This window comes from Pseudomonas sp. 1D4 (assembly GCF_001728925.1).
Lineage (GTDB): Bacteria > Pseudomonadota > Gammaproteobacteria > Pseudomonadales > Pseudomonadaceae > Metapseudomonas > Metapseudomonas otitidis.
The window spans coordinates 38,827-55,712 of record NZ_LXJQ01000043.1 but is presented as its reverse complement, the minus strand read 5'-3'; the positions used below and the strand labels follow the sequence as shown (position 1 = coordinate 55,712).

General features: G+C 67.3%; 14 protein-coding genes. 11 read left to right on the top strand and 3 right to left on the bottom strand.

Going from position 1 to position 16,886, the window contains the following annotated elements:
- Positions 1–276 precede the first annotated feature (276 nt).
- Both A7D27_RS19980 and A7D27_RS19975 read right to left on the bottom strand, forming a co-directional pair.
- Positions 277–1,314, bottom strand: a complete 1,038-nt coding sequence (locus tag A7D27_RS19980; RefSeq protein WP_069565874.1) for an AraC family transcriptional regulator — start codon at positions 1,312–1,314, stop codon at positions 277–279.
- On the bottom strand, positions 1,311–2,381 hold the full coding sequence (locus tag A7D27_RS19975) for a carbon-nitrogen hydrolase family protein (protein ID WP_069561744.1): 1,071 nt from the start codon (positions 2,379–2,381) through the stop codon (positions 1,311–1,313). The genes A7D27_RS19980 and A7D27_RS19975 overlap by 4 nt, the downstream gene beginning before the upstream one ends.
- 205 nt (positions 2,382–2,586) lie before the next feature.
- Between A7D27_RS19975 and A7D27_RS19970 the strand changes: the two genes are divergently transcribed.
- The 5 genes from A7D27_RS19970 (at position 2,587) to A7D27_RS19950 (ending at position 8,832) form a co-directional block, all read left to right on the top strand.
- On the top strand, positions 2,587–4,617 hold the full coding sequence (locus A7D27_RS19970; RefSeq protein WP_069565873.1) for an NADPH-dependent 2,4-dienoyl-CoA reductase: 2,031 nt from the start codon (positions 2,587–2,589) through the stop codon (positions 4,615–4,617).
- 65 nt (positions 4,618–4,682) lie between these two features.
- Positions 4,683–5,114: a nuclear transport factor 2 family protein gene (locus tag A7D27_RS19965; protein ID WP_069565872.1), complete on the top strand. Its 432-nt coding sequence runs from the start codon at positions 4,683–4,685 to the stop codon at positions 5,112–5,114.
- A 210-nt stretch (positions 5,115–5,324) separates the two neighbouring features.
- Complete coding sequence (locus tag A7D27_RS19960) at positions 5,325–6,695, top strand: chromosome partitioning protein ParA (protein ID WP_069561747.1); 1,371 nt, start codon at positions 5,325–5,327, stop codon at positions 6,693–6,695.
- Positions 6,696–6,757: 62 nt separating this feature from the next.
- Entirely contained in the window at positions 6,758–7,732 is a 975-nt protein-coding gene (locus A7D27_RS19955) for a 1-aminocyclopropane-1-carboxylate deaminase/D-cysteine desulfhydrase (protein WP_170832311.1), read from the top strand.
- Positions 7,729–8,832, top strand: a complete 1,104-nt coding sequence (locus A7D27_RS19950) for a cyclic nucleotide-binding domain-containing protein (RefSeq protein WP_069565870.1) — start codon at positions 7,729–7,731, stop codon at positions 8,830–8,832. The genes A7D27_RS19955 and A7D27_RS19950 overlap by 4 nt, the downstream gene beginning before the upstream one ends.
- An 18-nt stretch (positions 8,833–8,850) precedes the next feature.
- On the opposite strand, the gene A7D27_RS19945 is transcribed toward A7D27_RS19950, so the two are convergent.
- On the bottom strand, positions 8,851–9,789 hold the full coding sequence (locus A7D27_RS19945; protein ID WP_069565869.1) for a DUF1853 family protein: 939 nt from the start codon (positions 9,787–9,789) through the stop codon (positions 8,851–8,853).
- A gap of 96 nt (positions 9,790–9,885) precedes the next feature.
- Between A7D27_RS19945 and A7D27_RS19940 the strand changes: the two genes are divergently transcribed.
- The 6 genes from A7D27_RS19940 (at position 9,886) to pepN (ending at position 16,543) form a co-directional block, all read left to right on the top strand.
- Positions 9,886–10,776, top strand: coding sequence for an NAD(+) kinase (locus A7D27_RS19940; protein ID WP_044408577.1), 891 nt, complete (start codon positions 9,886–9,888; stop codon positions 10,774–10,776).
- Positions 10,776–11,750, top strand: coding sequence for a metallophosphoesterase (locus A7D27_RS19935; protein ID WP_069561750.1), 975 nt, complete (start codon positions 10,776–10,778; stop codon positions 11,748–11,750). The genes A7D27_RS19940 and A7D27_RS19935 overlap by 1 nt, the downstream gene beginning before the upstream one ends.
- On the top strand, positions 11,747–12,610 hold the full coding sequence (locus tag A7D27_RS19930; protein WP_069565868.1) for a rhomboid family intramembrane serine protease: 864 nt from the start codon (positions 11,747–11,749) through the stop codon (positions 12,608–12,610). Before A7D27_RS19935 ends, A7D27_RS19930 begins: the two co-directional genes overlap by 4 nt.
- Positions 12,611–12,700: 90 nt before the next feature.
- Complete coding sequence (locus A7D27_RS19925; RefSeq protein ID WP_044408569.1) at positions 12,701–12,961, top strand: YeaC family protein; 261 nt, start codon at positions 12,701–12,703, stop codon at positions 12,959–12,961.
- A gap of 14 nt (positions 12,962–12,975) precedes the next feature.
- Positions 12,976–13,812, top strand: coding sequence for a DUF2797 domain-containing protein (locus A7D27_RS19920; protein ID WP_069565867.1), 837 nt, complete (start codon positions 12,976–12,978; stop codon positions 13,810–13,812).
- Positions 13,813–13,882: 70 nt separating this feature from the next.
- The gene (gene pepN, locus A7D27_RS19915) at positions 13,883–16,543 is read left to right on the top strand and encodes an aminopeptidase N (protein ID WP_069565866.1); all 2,661 of its coding nucleotides are present in this window, start codon (positions 13,883–13,885) and stop codon (positions 16,541–16,543) included.
- Positions 16,544–16,886 lie beyond the last annotated feature (343 nt).

The following is a 16,886-nucleotide window of genomic DNA, read 5'->3' as shown; positions in this document are numbered from 1 at the left end:
TTTTTCTTTGCCTTCCTTTTTATAGGCCTGCCGGGGGCCTGGCCGGTTGGCCTGGGCTCCCTTCCTTTCCCGAACCGCTGCACGGCCCCGGTGCCATGGTGTGCGCTGGATGGGGGATTCCTGGATTTCGCTTCAGCCGGTTCGTTACCTCCCAAAGGGGCCCGCACGGGGCCGTCTGGAGGGTGAGAGATGGACGATTACCAAGAGGAGTTGCTCGACCTGCATGCCTGCGAGCGCGACCTGCCCGAGCCCGCCGATGACGCCACCGAACTGTGATCAGCCGACCTGGCGTTGGGCGCGGCGGAATTCGCCGGGGGTGTTGCCGCTCCAGCGCTTGAACGCGCGCTGGAAGGCCTCGGCGGAGGCGAAACCCAGCAGGTAGGCGATCTCGCCGAAGGCCAGTTCGGTGTCGCGTATGTAGGCCATGGCCAGGTCGCGGCGGGTGTCGTTGAGAATGCTGCGGAACTGAGTGCCTTCCTCGGCGAGCTTGCGTCGCAGGGTCCAGGTGGGCAGTTGCAGGCGCGCCGCGACCTCTTCCAGGTCGGGTTCGCGGCCGTGGAGCAGGGGGCCGAGCAACTGGGCGATGCGCTCGCGCAGGCTGCGTGTGCGGGTCAGTTGCTCCAGCTCGCGCTCGCACAGTTCCAGCAACTGGCGCCAGGTGCTGGGGCAGTGGGCCGGGTTGCGCAGGGCCAGGGTGTCCCTCGACAGGCGCAACTGGTTGGTGGCGGCGCCGAACTCCACTGGGCAGCCGAACAGCTCGCCGTAGCGCTCGGCGTAAGTCGGGGCGGGGAATTCGATCTCGACTCGTTCCGGCTGCAGCGCTCGGCCCGCGAGATGGCCGAGCTGGCAGGCCCAGCTTGCCAGCACCGAATCCACCACGAAGCGGTTGTAGGCGTTGTACGGGCTGATGGAATAGAAGCGCAGCCAGGCCCCGCTGGCGTCCTCGTGGAAGCTCGATTGGCCCCGGTAGTTCTGTGCATAGAGCGGCTCGAAGCGGGTCAGCGTGCGGGCCGCCTCGCGCACGTTGGGCGCTTGTTCAGCCGTGACGCCGGCCAGCCCCAACTGGCTGAAGCGCCCCAGGCGGCCCATGGCCAGGCCCAGGGCGGGTTCGTCCAGCAACTGGCTGGCGGCGTGGCCCAGGCGCATGTAGCGGGGGATGGACAGTCGGCCACGGGGTTCGGCCAGGCGCGCGGCGTCCAGGCCGTACTGGTCCAGCAGCGGCACCGGGTCATGGCCGTGGGCGCGCAGGGTTTCCGCCAGGTTCTGCACGAAGCCGACGGACAGGTCCCCCAGTTTGACCCGGGGCGCCTTCATAGCCAGATGTTCACCAGCTTGGCGCCGCGCCCGGTATCGGCCACCGCCGTGTCCGTGGCGGTGCCCACCAGGCTGCGACCATCGCTGCCCAGGTCCCACAACTGACCACGCAGGAATACCGCCAGCGTCGCGCGGGCATGGGGGGCGTGCAGCTGTTCGCGCCAGAGATCCAGGGCGTGTGCGCCGCCGGCCAGTGGACGATCCCAACTGCCGTTGCCGGGAGCGAAGGCCGGGTAGGCCAGCAGCTCCGCACCCTGTTCCGCGAGGGCCTCCCGGCCTTCGGGGCTGCGGCCGTCTTCTCCGAGGAGGACGCCCAGGCGGCCGGTGGGAGTGTCAACGGCGCTCAGCCTGGCGATCGGGCCGGCCTGGGTGTAGGCGCGCTCATGGTGGTCGGGGTGCAGCTTCGGCTGCGGCTGGCCGATGGGCAGGCCGTGGCTGTCGAAGACCAGGCTGACGTTGTAAAGCGGGCCGTCGCTGGCCTGCAGGGCGCCGCCTTCGACTCGGGGCGCGGGTAGCAGGATGGAGCCGGCCACCAGGGTCACGCCGAAATCCTTGGCCAGGCCGCCGAACAGCGCCTGGTAGTCGTCGGCCATGCGCCGGGCCTTCATGCGGAAGACCGCGTCGGTGAAGCGGTCGTCACCGTGGCCGCCGGCCAGGGCGCGGACCAGGCGCAGGGGGTTGGCGGCGGCCAGCCAGAGCATCGCCTCATCGAGGTGGTGGGCCTGGTAGACCTGGGGTTTCTCACCGGCGGCCACTAGCCAGGTGCCGATATGCTCGGGCAGCACGACGATGGTGCGCTCGTTGAGCAGGCCCTGGTCACGGGCCTTGCCCAGGTAGGCGGCCAGTTTCAGGCGCAGGCGCTCCACGCTCTGGTAGTCGGCGGCGAAGAGTTCGGGCTGGATGCCCAGCAGGTTGCCGCGCTCGCCGGGCTGCCCCTGGTTGATCGCCACTTCGCTGCGCAGGTCCGACAGGTAATGGCCGACAGGGCGCTGGTCGGTCCACAGCGAGTAGGCCACCAGCAGGCCGGCCAGCAGGGCACAGGCGAGGGTGTAGAGCAGTTTGCGCATGTCGGCTCGGTCATCGTGAAGGTGCCGGCCAGGGTAGGGGAGCGGGCTCGGATTGCCAAGGGCCGCTGCGCGCTTGGATCAGTAAGTTGTCACTTTCGATCATTGAGCGGCTTCGTATCGCTGACTATCGTCTGGCCCATAACCGACCACAGCCAGTGAGGCCGTGGCACCCGTGATAGAAAAAGTCTGCTGGAGATCCCACCCCATGGCCGCTTACCCGCACCTGCTCGCGCCCCTCGATCTGGGCTTCACCACCCTGCGCAACCGTACCCTGATGGGGTCGATGCACACCGGCCTGGAGGAGAAGCCCAACGGCTTCGAGCGCATGGCCGCCTATTTCGCCGAGCGCGCCCGTGGCGGCGTCGGCCTGATGGTGACCGGCGGCATCGGCCCGAACGAGGAGGGCGGCGTCTACTCCGGTGCGGCCAAGCTGACCACCGAGGAAGAGGCCGAGAAGCACCGCATCGTCACCCGCGCCGTGCACGAGGCGGGCGGCAAGATCTGCATGCAGATCCTCCACGCCGGCCGCTATGCCTACAGCCCCAAGTCCGTCGCGCCGTCCGCCATCCAGGCGCCGATAAACCCCTTCAAGCCCCACGAGCTGGATGAGGCGGGTATCGAGAAGCAGATCCAGGACTTCGTGAACTGCTCCGTACTGGCGCAGAAGGCCGAGTACGACGGCGTCGAGGTGATGGGCTCCGAAGGCTACTTCATCAACCAGTTCCTCGCCGCCCACACCAACCAGCGCACCGACCGCTGGGGTGGGAGCTACGAGAACCGCATGCGCCTGCCGGTGGAGATCGTCCGCCGCGTGCGCGAGGCCGTGGGCCCGAACTTCATCATCATCTACCGCCTGTCCATGCTGGACCTGGTGGAAGGCGGCAGCACCTGGGACGAGATCGTCACCCTGGCCAAGGCCATCGAGGCTGCCGGTGCCACCTTCATCAACACCGGCATCGGCTGGCACGAGGCGCGCATCCCCACCATCGCCACCAAGGTGCCGCGCGCGGCCTTCACCAAGGTCACCGCCAAGCTCCGCGGCGAGGTGAAGATCCCGCTGATCACCACCAACCGCATCAACACCCCGGAAGTGGCCGAGCAGGTGCTGGCCGAAGGCGACGCCGACATGGTGTCCATGGCCCGCCCGTTCCTCGCCGACCCTGACTTCGTCAACAAGGCCGCCGAAGGCCGCAGCGACGAGATCAACACCTGCATCGGCTGCAACCAGGCCTGCCTGGACCACACCTTCGGCGGCAAGCTGACCAGCTGCCTGGTGAACCCGCGTGCCTGCCACGAAACCGAGCTGAACTACATCCCCACCACCCAGGTGAAGAAGATCGCCGTGGTCGGTGCCGGCCCGGCGGGCCTGGCCAGTGCCACCGTCGCCGCCGAGCGCGGCCACAGCGTGACCCTGTTCGACGCGGCCGCCGAGATCGGCGGCCAGTTCAACGTGGCCAAGCGCGTGCCGGGCAAGGAGGAGTTCTACGAGACCCTGCGCTACTTCAAGCGCAAGCTGGAAACCACCGGTGTCGACCTGCGCCTGAACACCCGCGTCAGCGTCGAGGACCTGGTCAAGGGCGGTTTCGACGAGATCATCCTGGCCACCGGCATCGCTCCGCGCACCCCTGCCATTCCGGGCATCGACCATCCGAAGGTGATCGGCTACCTGGACGCCATCCTCGAGCGCAAGCCGGTGGGGCAGACCGTGGCGGTGATCGGCGCTGGCGGCATCGGCTTCGACGTCTCCGAGTTCATCACCCACCAGGGCACCTCCACCAGCCTCGACCGCGAGGCGTTCTGGAAGGAGTGGGGCATCGACGGCGCGCTGGAAGCCCGTGGCGGCATCGCCGGCGTCAAACCGCAGCCCCATGCGGCGGCCCGCCAGGTGTTCCTGCTGCAGCGCAAGAAATCCAAGGTGGGCGACGGCCTGGGCAAGACCACCGGCTGGATTCACCGCACCGGCCTGAAGAACAAGCAGGTGCAGATGCTCAACTCGGTGGAGTACCTCAAGGTCGATGACGCCGGCCTGCACATCCGCATCGCCGAGGGTGAGCCCCAGGTGCTGCCGGTGGACACCGTCATCGTCTGCGCCGGCCAGGACCCGCTGCGCGAGCTGCACGAGGGCCTGGTGGCTGCCGGGCAGTCCGTGCACCTGGTGGGCGGGGCCGACGTGGCCGCCGAGCTGGACGCCAAGCGCGCCATCAACCAGGGTTCGCGCCTCGCCGCCGAACTCTGATCGACAGACGCCCCGCCTCGTGCGGGGCGCTCTCTTTATAGGCTGATAAAAACAAGGAGAAGCCGATGTCCCTCGACGCCCGACTCAACCCTGCCGCGGCCGCCAGCCTGCAGCGCTGGCACCAGTTCATCGCCAGCCAGGACCTCAGCCGCCTGCCCGAACTGCTGCACCCCGAGGCGGTGTTCCGCTCGCCCATGGCCCACACGCCCTACCCGGGCGCGCAGGCGGTCAACCTCATCCTCAATACCGTGCTGCAGGTGTTCCAGGACTTCGCCTACCACCGCGAACTGGTCAGCGACGATGGCCTCAACGTGGTGCTGGAGTTCAGTGCGCGGGTGGGCGGGCGTGACCTCAAGGGCATCGACATGATCCGCTTCGACGAGCAGGGCCTGATCCGCGAATTCGAGGTGATGGTGCGCCCGATGAGCGGCCTGGCGGCCCTCGGCGAGGAGATGGGGCGGCGCCTGGCACCCTATCTCGCCACCCTGAAAGGCTGAAACTCTCCAACCCCATCACAAAACAGCCGTGCACTTCGTCCGCCTCTCGCCAGGGGCCGGACGAGTGCCAACCCAGTCACATTGCCCGCCTCGGCTTTTACCCTAGACTCCGACGATCAGCCGGTGCGCCTGTCAAAAAGGCCCCGTTTTACCGACAAGGAAGTCGCCCGTCCCACCTGGGACTCACCGCGTTGGCCAGAGGTAAACCCGATGAGCATGCAGAACAAGCCGCAGATGGTTGAGGCCGTGCTGTTCTTCAATGAACGGGGCATCTGCAAGGAAATGCTCTTCCCCGAGTTCGAGGCGATGCTCGATGGCGTGGTGAACATGCCCGAGTTCGCCGACCAGCAGATGCGCCTGGTCTACGTCCTGATCAACCCGCGCCTGATGGTCCGCTCGCTGGTCTTCTTCTACCTCGACTTTGACGAAAAAGGGCAGGCCGACACCGGCTGGAACATGCCCCTGCGCCACCTGGCCGAACGCGCCGGGCGCGGCCCCGATCTGGGCGCCGGCCCCATCCGCCTCGCCTGCCGCAGCCAGTGCCCGGTCTCCTGGCACCAGATGCACATGTGGGACCCGAGCCTCGCCCCCGGCCAGAACGATCTGGCCCTGGTGCGCGACACCGTGCGCCGCAACGCCCTCGGCCTGATGGTGGAAGAGGACGCGCCCCAGGTGGTCGAGCCCCAGCGCCTGCAGATGGCGCCGGAGGACAAGTGGTACGCGCCGCCGGATGCCGCCGCCGAAATGGCCGAGAAGCTGGCGCAGCAACTGGAGCAGGAGCACCGCCTCAAGACCGCGCAACTGATCAAGCAGCAGCGCCTGCGCATCGCCAGCCTCGGCCAGCAGAACGAAGAGGCCCTGGCCAAGTACCGCCTGGCCGCCGAGGAGAAGGCGCGCGAACAGCAGCAGACCATCGAGTCCCTGCAGTTGGAGCTGCGCCAGCAGCAGGAGATGAACGCCGACCTCAAGCGTCAGTTGCAGGTCCAGGCCGAAGGCTTCCAGAAGTCCCGCGAGGAGATGAGCCAGCAACTGCGCGCATTGGAGCGCCACGGGCGCACCGAGGTGGACATTCTCCGCTCCCAGTTCGAAGGCGAGCTGCAGGCCAAGGTGGCCGCGGCCGTCATGGACTACAAGGAACAGATCGCCATCCGCGACGTCGAGCTGGCCTACCGCAACGAGCTGGATACCCAGCTGCAGCAGGAAATCGACCGCCTCAAGCAGGAGCGCGAGCAACTGGTGAACCAGGGCGGCGACCAGATCCTCGAACGCCTGGCCCGCCTGGGCGTTGTGTTCGTGGTCTACCATCCGGGCGCCGGCCACCTGACCATCCCGCTGCAGGATATTGCCCGCTACCAGGACAACCCCTACGCCTACGCGGCGGCCAAGTGCTTCGTCTCCGAGGCGCAGTACCGCCAGTGGCTGGCCCACTACCAGCAGCCCACCTGCGAAGCGTCCCTGCCCAGCGGCGAGCGCTGCGGCATGCCCATCGACCGGGTGGACACGCCCAGCCGCTTCGTGGTGGGCGATTCCAACTGTTGTGCCCGCCACAAGGCCACGGCCCGTCTGCGCACGGTGAGCTGATCGCCATGGCGTGGCGCTTGCCGTAAGCTCCGCGCCTTTTCCGAGCGAGCCCATCCGTGCCATTGCCGCCTCCCGACTGGAACCCGCAAGCCCTTCTTGAACCCTTGCGCCTGGGGTGGCTGAGGCGTGCGGGCGTCGAGGTGGCGATGCTGCGCCTCGACCGCATCGACCCGCTGGTGAGCGGCAACAAGTGGTTCAAGCTGGCGCCCCATTTGCAGCGGGCGGCGGCTGCCGGCTGCAATGGAGTGATGACCCTGGGCGGGGCCCATTCCAATCATCTGCATGCGGTGGCGGCGGCTGGCCAGCGCTTCGGCTTCGACACCGTGGGCCTGATGCGTGGCAACCCCCAGGACACCCCGACCGTCGCGGACCTGCGCCGTTTCGGCATGACCCTGCACTGGCTGGGCTATGGCGGCTATCGGGCCCGCCATGCGCCGGGCTTCTGGGACGATTGGCAGGCCCGCTACCCCGCGCTGATGCCGGTACCCGAGGGCGGTGGCGGATTACCGGGCGCCCTCGGCTGCGCGCCATTGGTGGCGATGATCCAACGGCAGTTGCCGGTACTGGGCTGGGCCGACTACGACGCGCTGTGGACCGCTGCCGGCACCGGCACCACCCTGGCCGGGCTGGTGCTCGGCGAGACTGGCCACCACCCAGTGGTGGGGGCCCTGGCGGTGCCGGCGGACCACGGCGTGGCGGAGCAGGTCTGCGCGCTGCTGAACGAGGTGGGTGTGGCCGATGGCGGGTACCGCCTGCTGGACGCCAGCCGAGGCGGTTTCGGCCGGGTCGACGCCGAGCTGGCCCGCGCCATGCTCGCCTGGGAGGCCGAGGGTGGCATCGAGCTGGACCCGCTCTACACCGTCAAGGCATTGCTGGCGTTGCGCCAGCAGATCGAGGCCGGTTACCTTGCTGCCGGCAGTCGGATCGTCCTGCTGCACACCGGTGGACTGCAGGGGCGTCGCGCCCTTTCAACGCGCCTGCATCTCCTGGCTGGCTACACTTCCACCTCCGCCGACGCTCTGGAAATCAATCGATGACCGAACCGCTCAATCCGGATCAGTTGCGCAGCCTGACACCGCTCAATGCGCTTTCCGAGCAGCAGTGGCGGGAGCTGCGTGGGCAGCTGGTGCCCCAGCCCCTGCTGGCGGGCCAGGTGCTGTTCCGGCGTGGTGACCAGGCCCGGCTGACCTATTACCTGCTGGCCGGCGAGCTGCTGCTGCGGGACGCTTTGGGGGCGGAAATCCGCCTGGTGGCCGGCAGCGAAGCCAGTTGCCACCCGCTCTCGCCAAGCCTGCCGCGTCTGCAGGAGGCTGTGGCACTCACCGAGGTCAGCGTGCTGGCGATCGACAGCGCCACCCTCGCGCGCCTCATCACCTGGCGTTCCGCCTACCAGGACCTGTTGCTGCAGATGGACAGCGATGACGTCGAATGGCTGGAGCGCCTGCTGGAGAACCCGCTGTTCAGCAAGGTGCCGCCGGCCAACGTCCAGCGTATGGTCGGGCGGCTGCAGCGGATCGAATTGCCGGCGGGCAGCGAGGTGCTGCACGAAGGCGAGGCGGGGGATTGCTGCTACTTCCTCCGCGAGGGCCGCGCGGAGGTGATCCGTGGGGCCGGCAGTGATCACCAGGTGCTGGCGGAGCTGGAGGTGGGGGCCTGCTTCGGCGAAGAGGCGCTGCTGTCCGACCGACCGCGCAACGCCAGTGTCACCCTGCTGGAGGACGGGGTGGTGATGCGCCTGGACCGCCAGGATTTCTTCGCCCTCCTGCGTGCCCCCGTGGTGGACGAGGTGTCCCTCGGTGAGGCGTCGCGGCTGCTGGCGGCAGGCGGCCAATGGCTGGATGTGCGCCTGCAGGACGAATACGAGCGGGCCCATGCCCCCGAAGCGCTGAACATGCCGCTGCATCTGCTGCGGCTGAAGACCCGCCTGCTTGATCCATCACGGGACTACCTCTGCTATTGCGACAGCGGCAAGCGCAGCGCAAGCGCAGTGTTCCTGCTGTCCCAGTTGGGGTTCCGCGCCTACGCCCTGCGGGATGGCCTGGACGCGCTGCCGGCGGTGCAACGCGATGCGCTGTTGTGCGAGAGCGGTGCCGGTTACCTGGCCCGTTCCGGTGGGCGCACCGAGCGCAGTCGCTGACCGGTCGCTGCGGCGGGCTCAGCCCGTCGCGGGCCAGTCGTCGTTCACCACCAACCCTCTTTCCACCTCCCGCCAGTGGGAGCCCTCCGGCGCCAGCCTTGTCAGTATCCAAGCCGGCCCGCCGGGTGGCTGTGCAGCCAGCCATTGCATCAGTTGTGTCCGTGTCCAGGCCTGCTCGGTCGCTACCTGCGTCGGGCCCAGCCAGTCCGGGCGGGGCAGGGGGTACCAGCGGGCGTGGGGATGCTGGTCGATGAGGGCCTGGCAGTGGCGGCGATGCAGCCACAGGCCTCGGTTGTGGCCAGGGCTGGCGATGGTCGGCGCTGCGCACCCTCCAGGCCAGGGGTAGAACAGGTAGCCGCCCAGCCAGGCCGATGCCTGGGCCGGCCAGGCGCCGACGCTCTCCAGGGCAGAGCGGCTGACAGCAAGGCTGGAAAGGGGCAACTGGCGCTCGCGCAGGTGGGCGAGCTTGAGGTCGAGGCGGTCGCTGATATCGGTGCCGCACCAGTGCTCCGCGTCATGCCCGCCCCCTGCCTGGGGGCCGAGGTAGAGCTTGATGGCCAGCTCCACATGGTGGATGCCGTGGTCGTCCTGCAGCAGCAGGTCCATTTCCCCCAGCGTCTTGCCTTGCTGGCGCACCGGCAGGTTGCTGGCCAGCAGGCGCACGCCCGGTGCCTGCGCCAGGGCGTACTGCCAAAGCCGCTCGAAGCGAAGCCCCAGGCGGCTGGAGGCCAGGCCGGCGAGCCATGCTTCCAGCGGTTGCGGTGCCTGCTCAAGGTTTTGCAACCAGGCTTCCAGCCGGTGGGGCGCGGCGGCCCAATCGGAGGCGCTCAGCGGGTGCCGCTGGGTCGGCCCCGGGCGCGCCAGCAGGGGTGGGGCGAGCAGTGCCCAGGCGAGGTCACGCACGGCGGGGTGGTGCAGGTGACGGGGCAGGTCGGTGAGGGTGGGGAGGGGCGTCATGCAGGCAGCATAGTCGAGCAGCGGTTTGCCGCTGCCAGGGGCTTTCGCCCATAATCGCCGGCATTTCCTCCCGTCGTAGAGCCCTGCTGGAGCCCCATGGAGCAATTCCGCAATATCGGCATCATCGGACGCCTGGGGAGCCCCCATGTGCTCGATACCATCCGCCGCCTGAAGCGATTCCTGCTGGATCGCCACCTCCACGTGATCCTCGAGGACACCATTGCCGAGGTGCTGCCTGGCCACGGCCTGCAGACGTCGTCGCGGAAGATCCTTGGCGAGGTCTGCGACCTGGTGATCGTGGTCGGCGGTGACGGCAGCATGCTCGGCGCCGCCCGCGCCCTGGCTCGCCACAACATCCCGGTGCTGGGCATCAACCGTGGCAGCCTGGGCTTTCTCACCGACATCAAGCCCGATGAGCTGGAGGTGAAGGTGGCCGAGGTGCTGGACGGCCACTACAGCGTCGAGACGCGCTTCCTGCTGGAGGCCGAGGTGCGCCGCCAGCACGGCGAGGCCATCGGCCAGGGCGACGCGCTGAACGACGTCGTGCTGCACCCGGGCAAGTCGACCCGGATGATCGAGTTCGAGTTGCACATCGACGGCCAGTTCGTCTGCACCCAGAAGGCCGACGGCCTGATTATCGCCACGCCCACCGGTTCCACGGCCTACGCGCTGTCCGCCGGGGGGCCGATCATGCACCCGAAGCTCGATGCCATCGTTGTCGTGCCCATGTACCCGCACACCCTGTCCAGCCGGCCCATCGTGGTGGACAGCACCAGTGAGCTGAAGATCGTGGTCTCGCCCAACCTGCAGATCTATCCGCTGGTGTCCTGCGATGGCCAGAACCACTTCACCTGCGCCCCCGGCGACACCATCACGGTGCGCAAGAAGCCGCAGAAGCTGCGCCTGATTCACCCGCTCGACCACAACTATTACGAGGTGTGCCGCACCAAGCTCGGCTGGGGAAGCCGCCTGGGTGGTGGCGACTGATGGAACTGGACGCCGGGCGTGGCTACGACCTGATCGGCGACATCCATGGGTGTGCGCACACCCTGGAGCGCCTGCTGGATCGGCTGGGCTATCGCAAGCAGGGCGATGTCTGGCGCCACCCGTGGCGCATGGCCCTGTTTCTCGGTGACCTCATTGATCGTGGGCCGCGCATCCGCGAGGCGCTGCACCTGGTCCACGCCATGGTCGAGGCGGGCCAGGCCCGCTGCATCATGGGCAACCATGAATACAACGCCCTCGGCTGGGTGACGCCGGCGCCGGCCGGCAGTGGCCGGGCCTTCGTACACGACCACACGCAACGGCATACCCGTCTGTTGAAGGAGACCCTCGAGCAGTTCGAGGGCCACCCCGGCGATTGGCAGGATTTCCTCCGCTGGTTCCAGGACCTGCCGCTGTTCATCGACGGTGGCCGCTTCCGCCTGGTGCATGCCTGCTGGGACCACGACCTGATCGAGGCGGTGCGCCGCGACTACCCGGACGGGCGGATCGACGCCGCCTTCATCCGGGCCTCGGCCGAGCGCGGTGGCTTCGCCGAGCGGGTGTTCAAGCGCCTGCTGCGGGGGACCGACCTGCCACTGCCCGGCGGCATGACCCTGACCGGCAGCGATGGCTTCACCCGCTCGGTGTTCCGCACCAAGTTCTGGGAAGACAACCCGCGTACATACGGCGACGTGGTCTTCCAGCCCGATGCGCTGCCGGAAGACGTGGCGCGGCAGCCGCTCTCCGACGCCCACCGCTCGGCGCTGCTCAGCTACGGCGTCAACGAGCCGCTGCTGTTCGTCGGGCATTACTGGCGCCGTGGGCGCCCGGCGCCGCTGCGCCCCAACCTGGCCTGCCTGGACTACAGCGCCGTGATGTACGGCAAGCTGGTGGCCTACCGGCTGGACGATGAATTGCACCTGGACCCCGCGAAGTTCGTGTGGGTCGAGGTGGAACGCCCGGAGGAGCCCCGATGACGGTGGTGGCCGCGATGCGTCTGCCGGCCTCGGTGGACTTGAGTGGATTCGTCACCCTGCTGCAGCGCCTGGAGGTGCCGCACCGGGTCAGCGAGGAGCGCGAGGAGCAGGTGCTCTGGGTGCCCGGCGAAGACTGGGCGGAGCAGGTGCGTGGCCTGTATGCGCGCTTCCCCCAGGGTGATCCTCAGTTCGTGCTGGGGCACGCGCCGGCCGAGCCGGTACGCGAGTCCTGGGGGGCGCGGCTCAAGGCCACGCCTTTCACCGTGGCCCTGCTGCTGGTGACCCTGGTCTGTGCCGGTGTGACGGCGCTGGGTGACAACCTCCAGGCCGTCAGCTGGCTGACCTTCCTCGACTTCCGCGTGGAAGGCGATTACGTGTTCTTCACCCCGCTGGCCGACAGCCTGCAGGCCGGCCAATGGTGGCGCCTGGTGACGCCCATGCTGGTGCACTTCGGCATTCTGCATCTGGCCATGAACGGCATGTGGGTGTGGGAGCTGGGGCGGCGCATCGAATACCGCCAGGGCGGCTGGATGCTGCTGGGACTCACCTTGCTGCTGAGCCTGGTGTCCAACCTGGTGCAGTACGGGGTGAGCGGGCCGAGCCTGTTCGGTGGCCTGTCGGGTGTGCTCTATGGCTTGCTCGGGCACTGCTGGCTGTTCCAGCGCCTGGCGCCGTGCCCGGCCTACCGGCTGCCGCCGGGGGTGATGGTGATGATGCTGGTGTGGCTGGTGGTGTGCCTGTCTGGCGTGGTCAGCCTGCTGGGATTCGGCGCAATCGCTAACGGTGCCCACGTGGGCGGCCTGCTGGCGGGCTGCGCCACCGGCCTGATCGGCGGCCTGCTGGCCCGCTTGCGCCGCTAGATCGGGACACGGGCGGCCTCGCCTGGCGCTCGCTGCGAGCTGCTAGAATGCCGCTCCTTGTTCCCCCGAACGAATGCAGCGAGTCATGCCATGTCGTCTTTCGCCCAACTGATCAGCAACATCACCGAAGATGTCTACCAGAGCCTCAAGCTCGCCGTGGAAATCGGCAAGTGGGCCGATGGTCGCAAGCTCACCGAGGAGCAGAAGGAGCTGAGCCTGCAGGCCATCATCGCCTGGGAGGCCAAGAATCTGCCGGAAGACCAGCGCACCGGGTACATGGGCCCGCAGGTCTGCAGCTCCAAGTCCGAGCCCGTGCCGAACATCCTCTTCAAATCCGACTCCATCCACTGATGGGGGCTGAAACCATGCTGGAGCTGGGGCGCGGTGCGCTGAGCAAGATGTCGGCGCAACTGGGCGACCCGGTGGTGCAGTACGCCTTCCGCCTGGGCGATGAGCAGGTGTCGGTGAACCCGCTGTTGGGCAAGCGCATCCGCCTGGAATACCTCGGCGGCATCCATTGCAGCCATTGCGGGCGAAAGACCAGCAAGAGCTTCAGCCAGGGCTACTGCTACCCCTGCTTCACCTCGCTGGCCCAGTGCGACACCTGCATCATGAGCCCGGAGCGCTGCCACTACGACGCCGGCACCTGCCGCGAGCCGAGCTGGGGCGAGTCGTTCTGCATGACCGACCACATCGTCTACCTGGCCAACTCTTCGGGCATCAAGGTTGGCATCACCCGCGCCAGCCAGGTGCCCACCCGCTGGATCGACCAGGGCGCCCGCCAGGCGCTGCCCATCCTGCGGGTCGCCACGCGCCAGCAGTCCGGCCTGGTGGAGGACCTGCTGCGCACCCAGGTGGCGGACCGCACCAACTGGCGCGCGCTACTCAAGGGCGAGGCCGAGGCGCTCGACCTGCTCGCAGTGCGCGAGGCACTGTTCGACACCTGTGGCGAGGGCCTCCAGGCCCTGCAATCGCGCTTCGGCCTCCAGGCCATCCAGCCGCTCAATGACGTCGAGCCGCTGGAAATCCGTTACCCCGTCGAGGCCTACCCGACCAAGGTGGTGAGCCTCGACCTGGACAAGACGCCAGTGGTGGAAGGGACCTTGCGCGGCATCAAGGGGCAGTACCTGATCCTCGACACCGGCGTCATCAACATCCGCAAGTTCACGTCCTACCAGGTCGCGGCCAGCTGCGAAGGCTGAGCCACTGGCAGGCAGTAATCCAACCATGCGCAGGCGGGCCACGAGCCCGCGCTGAACCGGAGAGGCAAGCATGCGAACCGAGCAACCGAACGTCATCCACCTCAAGGACTACCAGGCGCCGGACTACCTGATCGACGAGACCGCCCTGACCTTCGAGCTGCACGAGGACCACACCCTGGTCCATGCCCAACTGGTGATGCGCCGCAACCCCGAGCGTGCCGATGGCACCCTGCCGGCGCTGGTGCTGGACGGCCAGCAACTGGAACTGCTGTCGCTGTCCATGGATGACCGCGAGCTGGGCGCCGCCGACTACCAGTTGACCGACAGCCACCTGACCCTGCAGCCGGTCGCCGAGCAGTTCACCCTGGACAGCACCGTGCGCATCCACCCGGAGAGCAACACCGCGCTGGAAGGCCTGTACAAGTCCGGGAAGATGTTCTGCACCCAGTGCGAGGCAGAAGGTTTCCGCAAGATCACCTACTACCTCGACCGCCCCGATGTGATGAGCCGCTTCACCACCACCGTGAGTGCCGAGCAGCATCGCTACCCGGTGCTGCTGTCCAACGGCAACCCGGTGGCCAGCGGGGCCGGGGAGGGCGGGCGCCATTGGGCGACCTGGGAGGACCCGTTCAAGAAGCCGGCCTACCTGTTCGCCCTGGTAGCGGGCGACCTGTGGTGCGTGGAAGACGTGTTCACCACCATGAGCCAGCGCAACGTGACCCTGCGCATCTATGTCGAGCCGGAAAACATTGACAAGGTGCAGCACGCCATGGACAGCCTGAAGAGGTCCATGCGCTGGGACGAGGAGGTCTACGGCCGCGAGTACGACCTGGATATCTTCATGATCGTCGCGGTCAACGACTTCAACATGGGCGCCATGGAGAACAAGGGGCTCAACATCTTCAACTCCAGTTGCGTGCTGGCCCGTGCCGAAACTGCCACCGACGCTGCCCACCAGCGCGTCGAGGCGGTGGTGGCCCACGAGTACTTCCACAACTGGTCGGGTAACCGCGTGACCTGCCGCGACTGGTTCCAGCTGTCGCTCAAGGAAGGCTTCACCGTGTTCCGCGATGCGGAATTCTCCGCCGACATGAATTCGCGCACGGTCAAGCGCATCGAGGACGTGGCCTTCCTGCGTACCAACCAGTTCGCCGAGGACGCGGGCCCCATGGCCCACCCGGTGCGCCCGGACTCCTTCATCGAGATCTCCAACTTCTACACCCTGACCGTCTACGAGAAGGGTTCGGAAGTGGTGCGCATGATCCACACCCTGTTGGGCGCCGAGGGCTTCCGCAAGGGCACCGACCTGTACTTCGAGCGCCACGACGGCCAGGCCGTGACCTGTGACGATTTCGTCAAGGCCATGGAGGACGCCAATGGCGTCGACCTCACCCAGTTCAAGCGCTGGTACAGCCAGGCCGGCACCCCGCGCCTGGTGGTCGAGGACGCCTACGATGCCGCCGCCAGGACCTACAGCCTGACCTTCCGCCAGAGCTGCCCGGCCACCCCCGGTCAGACCGAGAAGCTGCCCTTCGTCATCCCCGTGGAGCTGGGGCTGCTGGACGCCGCCGGAAACGACCTGCCATTGCGCCTGGCGGGCGAGGCGAAGGCCGAGGGCGCCAACCGGGTGGTCGCCGTCACTGAGGCTGAGCAGACCTTCACCTTCGTCGACGTGGCGGAAAAGCCGCTGCCGTCCCTGCTCCGCGGTTTTTCCGCGCCGGTGAAGCTGAGCTTCCCGTACAGCCGCGATCAACTGATGTTCCTCATGCAGCACGACAGCGACGGCTTCAACCGCTGGGATGCCGGTCAGCAGCTTTCCGTGCAGGTGCTGCAGGAGCTGATCGGGCAGCACCAGCGTGGCGAACAACTGGCACTGGACAGCCGCCTGCTGGATGCCTTCCGTACCTTGCTGGAGGACCAGGCCCTGGACCAGGCGATGGTGGCGGAGATGCTGTCGCTGCCCAGCGAGGCCTACCTGACCGAGATCAGCGAGGTGGCGGATGTGGACGCCATCCACGCGGCCCGCGAGTTCGCCCGTCGTTCGATCAGTGATGCCCTGTTCCCGCAGCTGCTGGCGCGTTACCAGGCCAATCGCGCCCTCTCGCGCGAGACGCCCTATGTCGCCTCCGCTGAACATTTTGCCCGCCGCACCGTGCAGAACATCGCGCTGTCCTACCTGATGCTCAGTGGCAAGGCCGAGGTTCTCCAGGCCTGTCTGGAGCAGTTCGAGGCTTGCGACAACATGACCGAACGCCTGACGGCACTCTCGGTGCTGGTCAACTCCAGCTTCGAGGACGAGAAGGCCAAGGCGCTGGCGAGCTTCGCCGACTACTTCAAGGACAATCCGCTGGTGATGGACCAGTGGTTCAGCGTCCAGGCCGGCTGCACCCTGCCGGGCGGGCTGGAGCGGGTGCAGGCGCTGATGGCCCACCCGGCCTTCACCCTGAAGAACCCCAACAAGGTGCGTGCGTTGATCGGGGCGTTCGCCAACCAGAACCTGGTGAACTTCCACCGGGCCGACGGTGCGGGTTATCGCTTCCTTGCCGACCACGTCATCACCCTCAACGCGCTCAACCCGCAGATCGCCTCGCGTCAACTGGCGCCGCTGACCCGCTGGCGCAAGTACGACGTGGCCCGGCAGGCCCTGATGCGTGCCGAGCTGGAGCGCATCCTCGCCTCTGGCGAGCTGTCCAGCGATGTCTTCGAGGTGGTCAGCAAGAGCCTCGCCTGATCCGAGGAGGGCTTGCCCCTCCGTGTCGGATTCCTCCCTCTGGAAAGTGTTACTGGCAAACTGCCGGTAACACTTTTTTGTTACTCATGGGAATAATTGGTCCCCTTCTTAGGCGTAAAAAGCGTGAAGGGCGTCGTATTTTCCTTGACCGTACGGAGAAGGTGTGAGTTGGCCATCGCTCAATGTGTGGTTTTGAGTGACAAATCGAGCCAGCTTGTAGGACAAAATCGGCCGAATTTTCCGATTTGATCAGTGGATGATCAGTCACACGTTTGAATGATAGTTGCCCGGGTGATCAAGTCGGGTTTTCGACTTCAGTCGTACGGATTTGGCACCTTGGTTG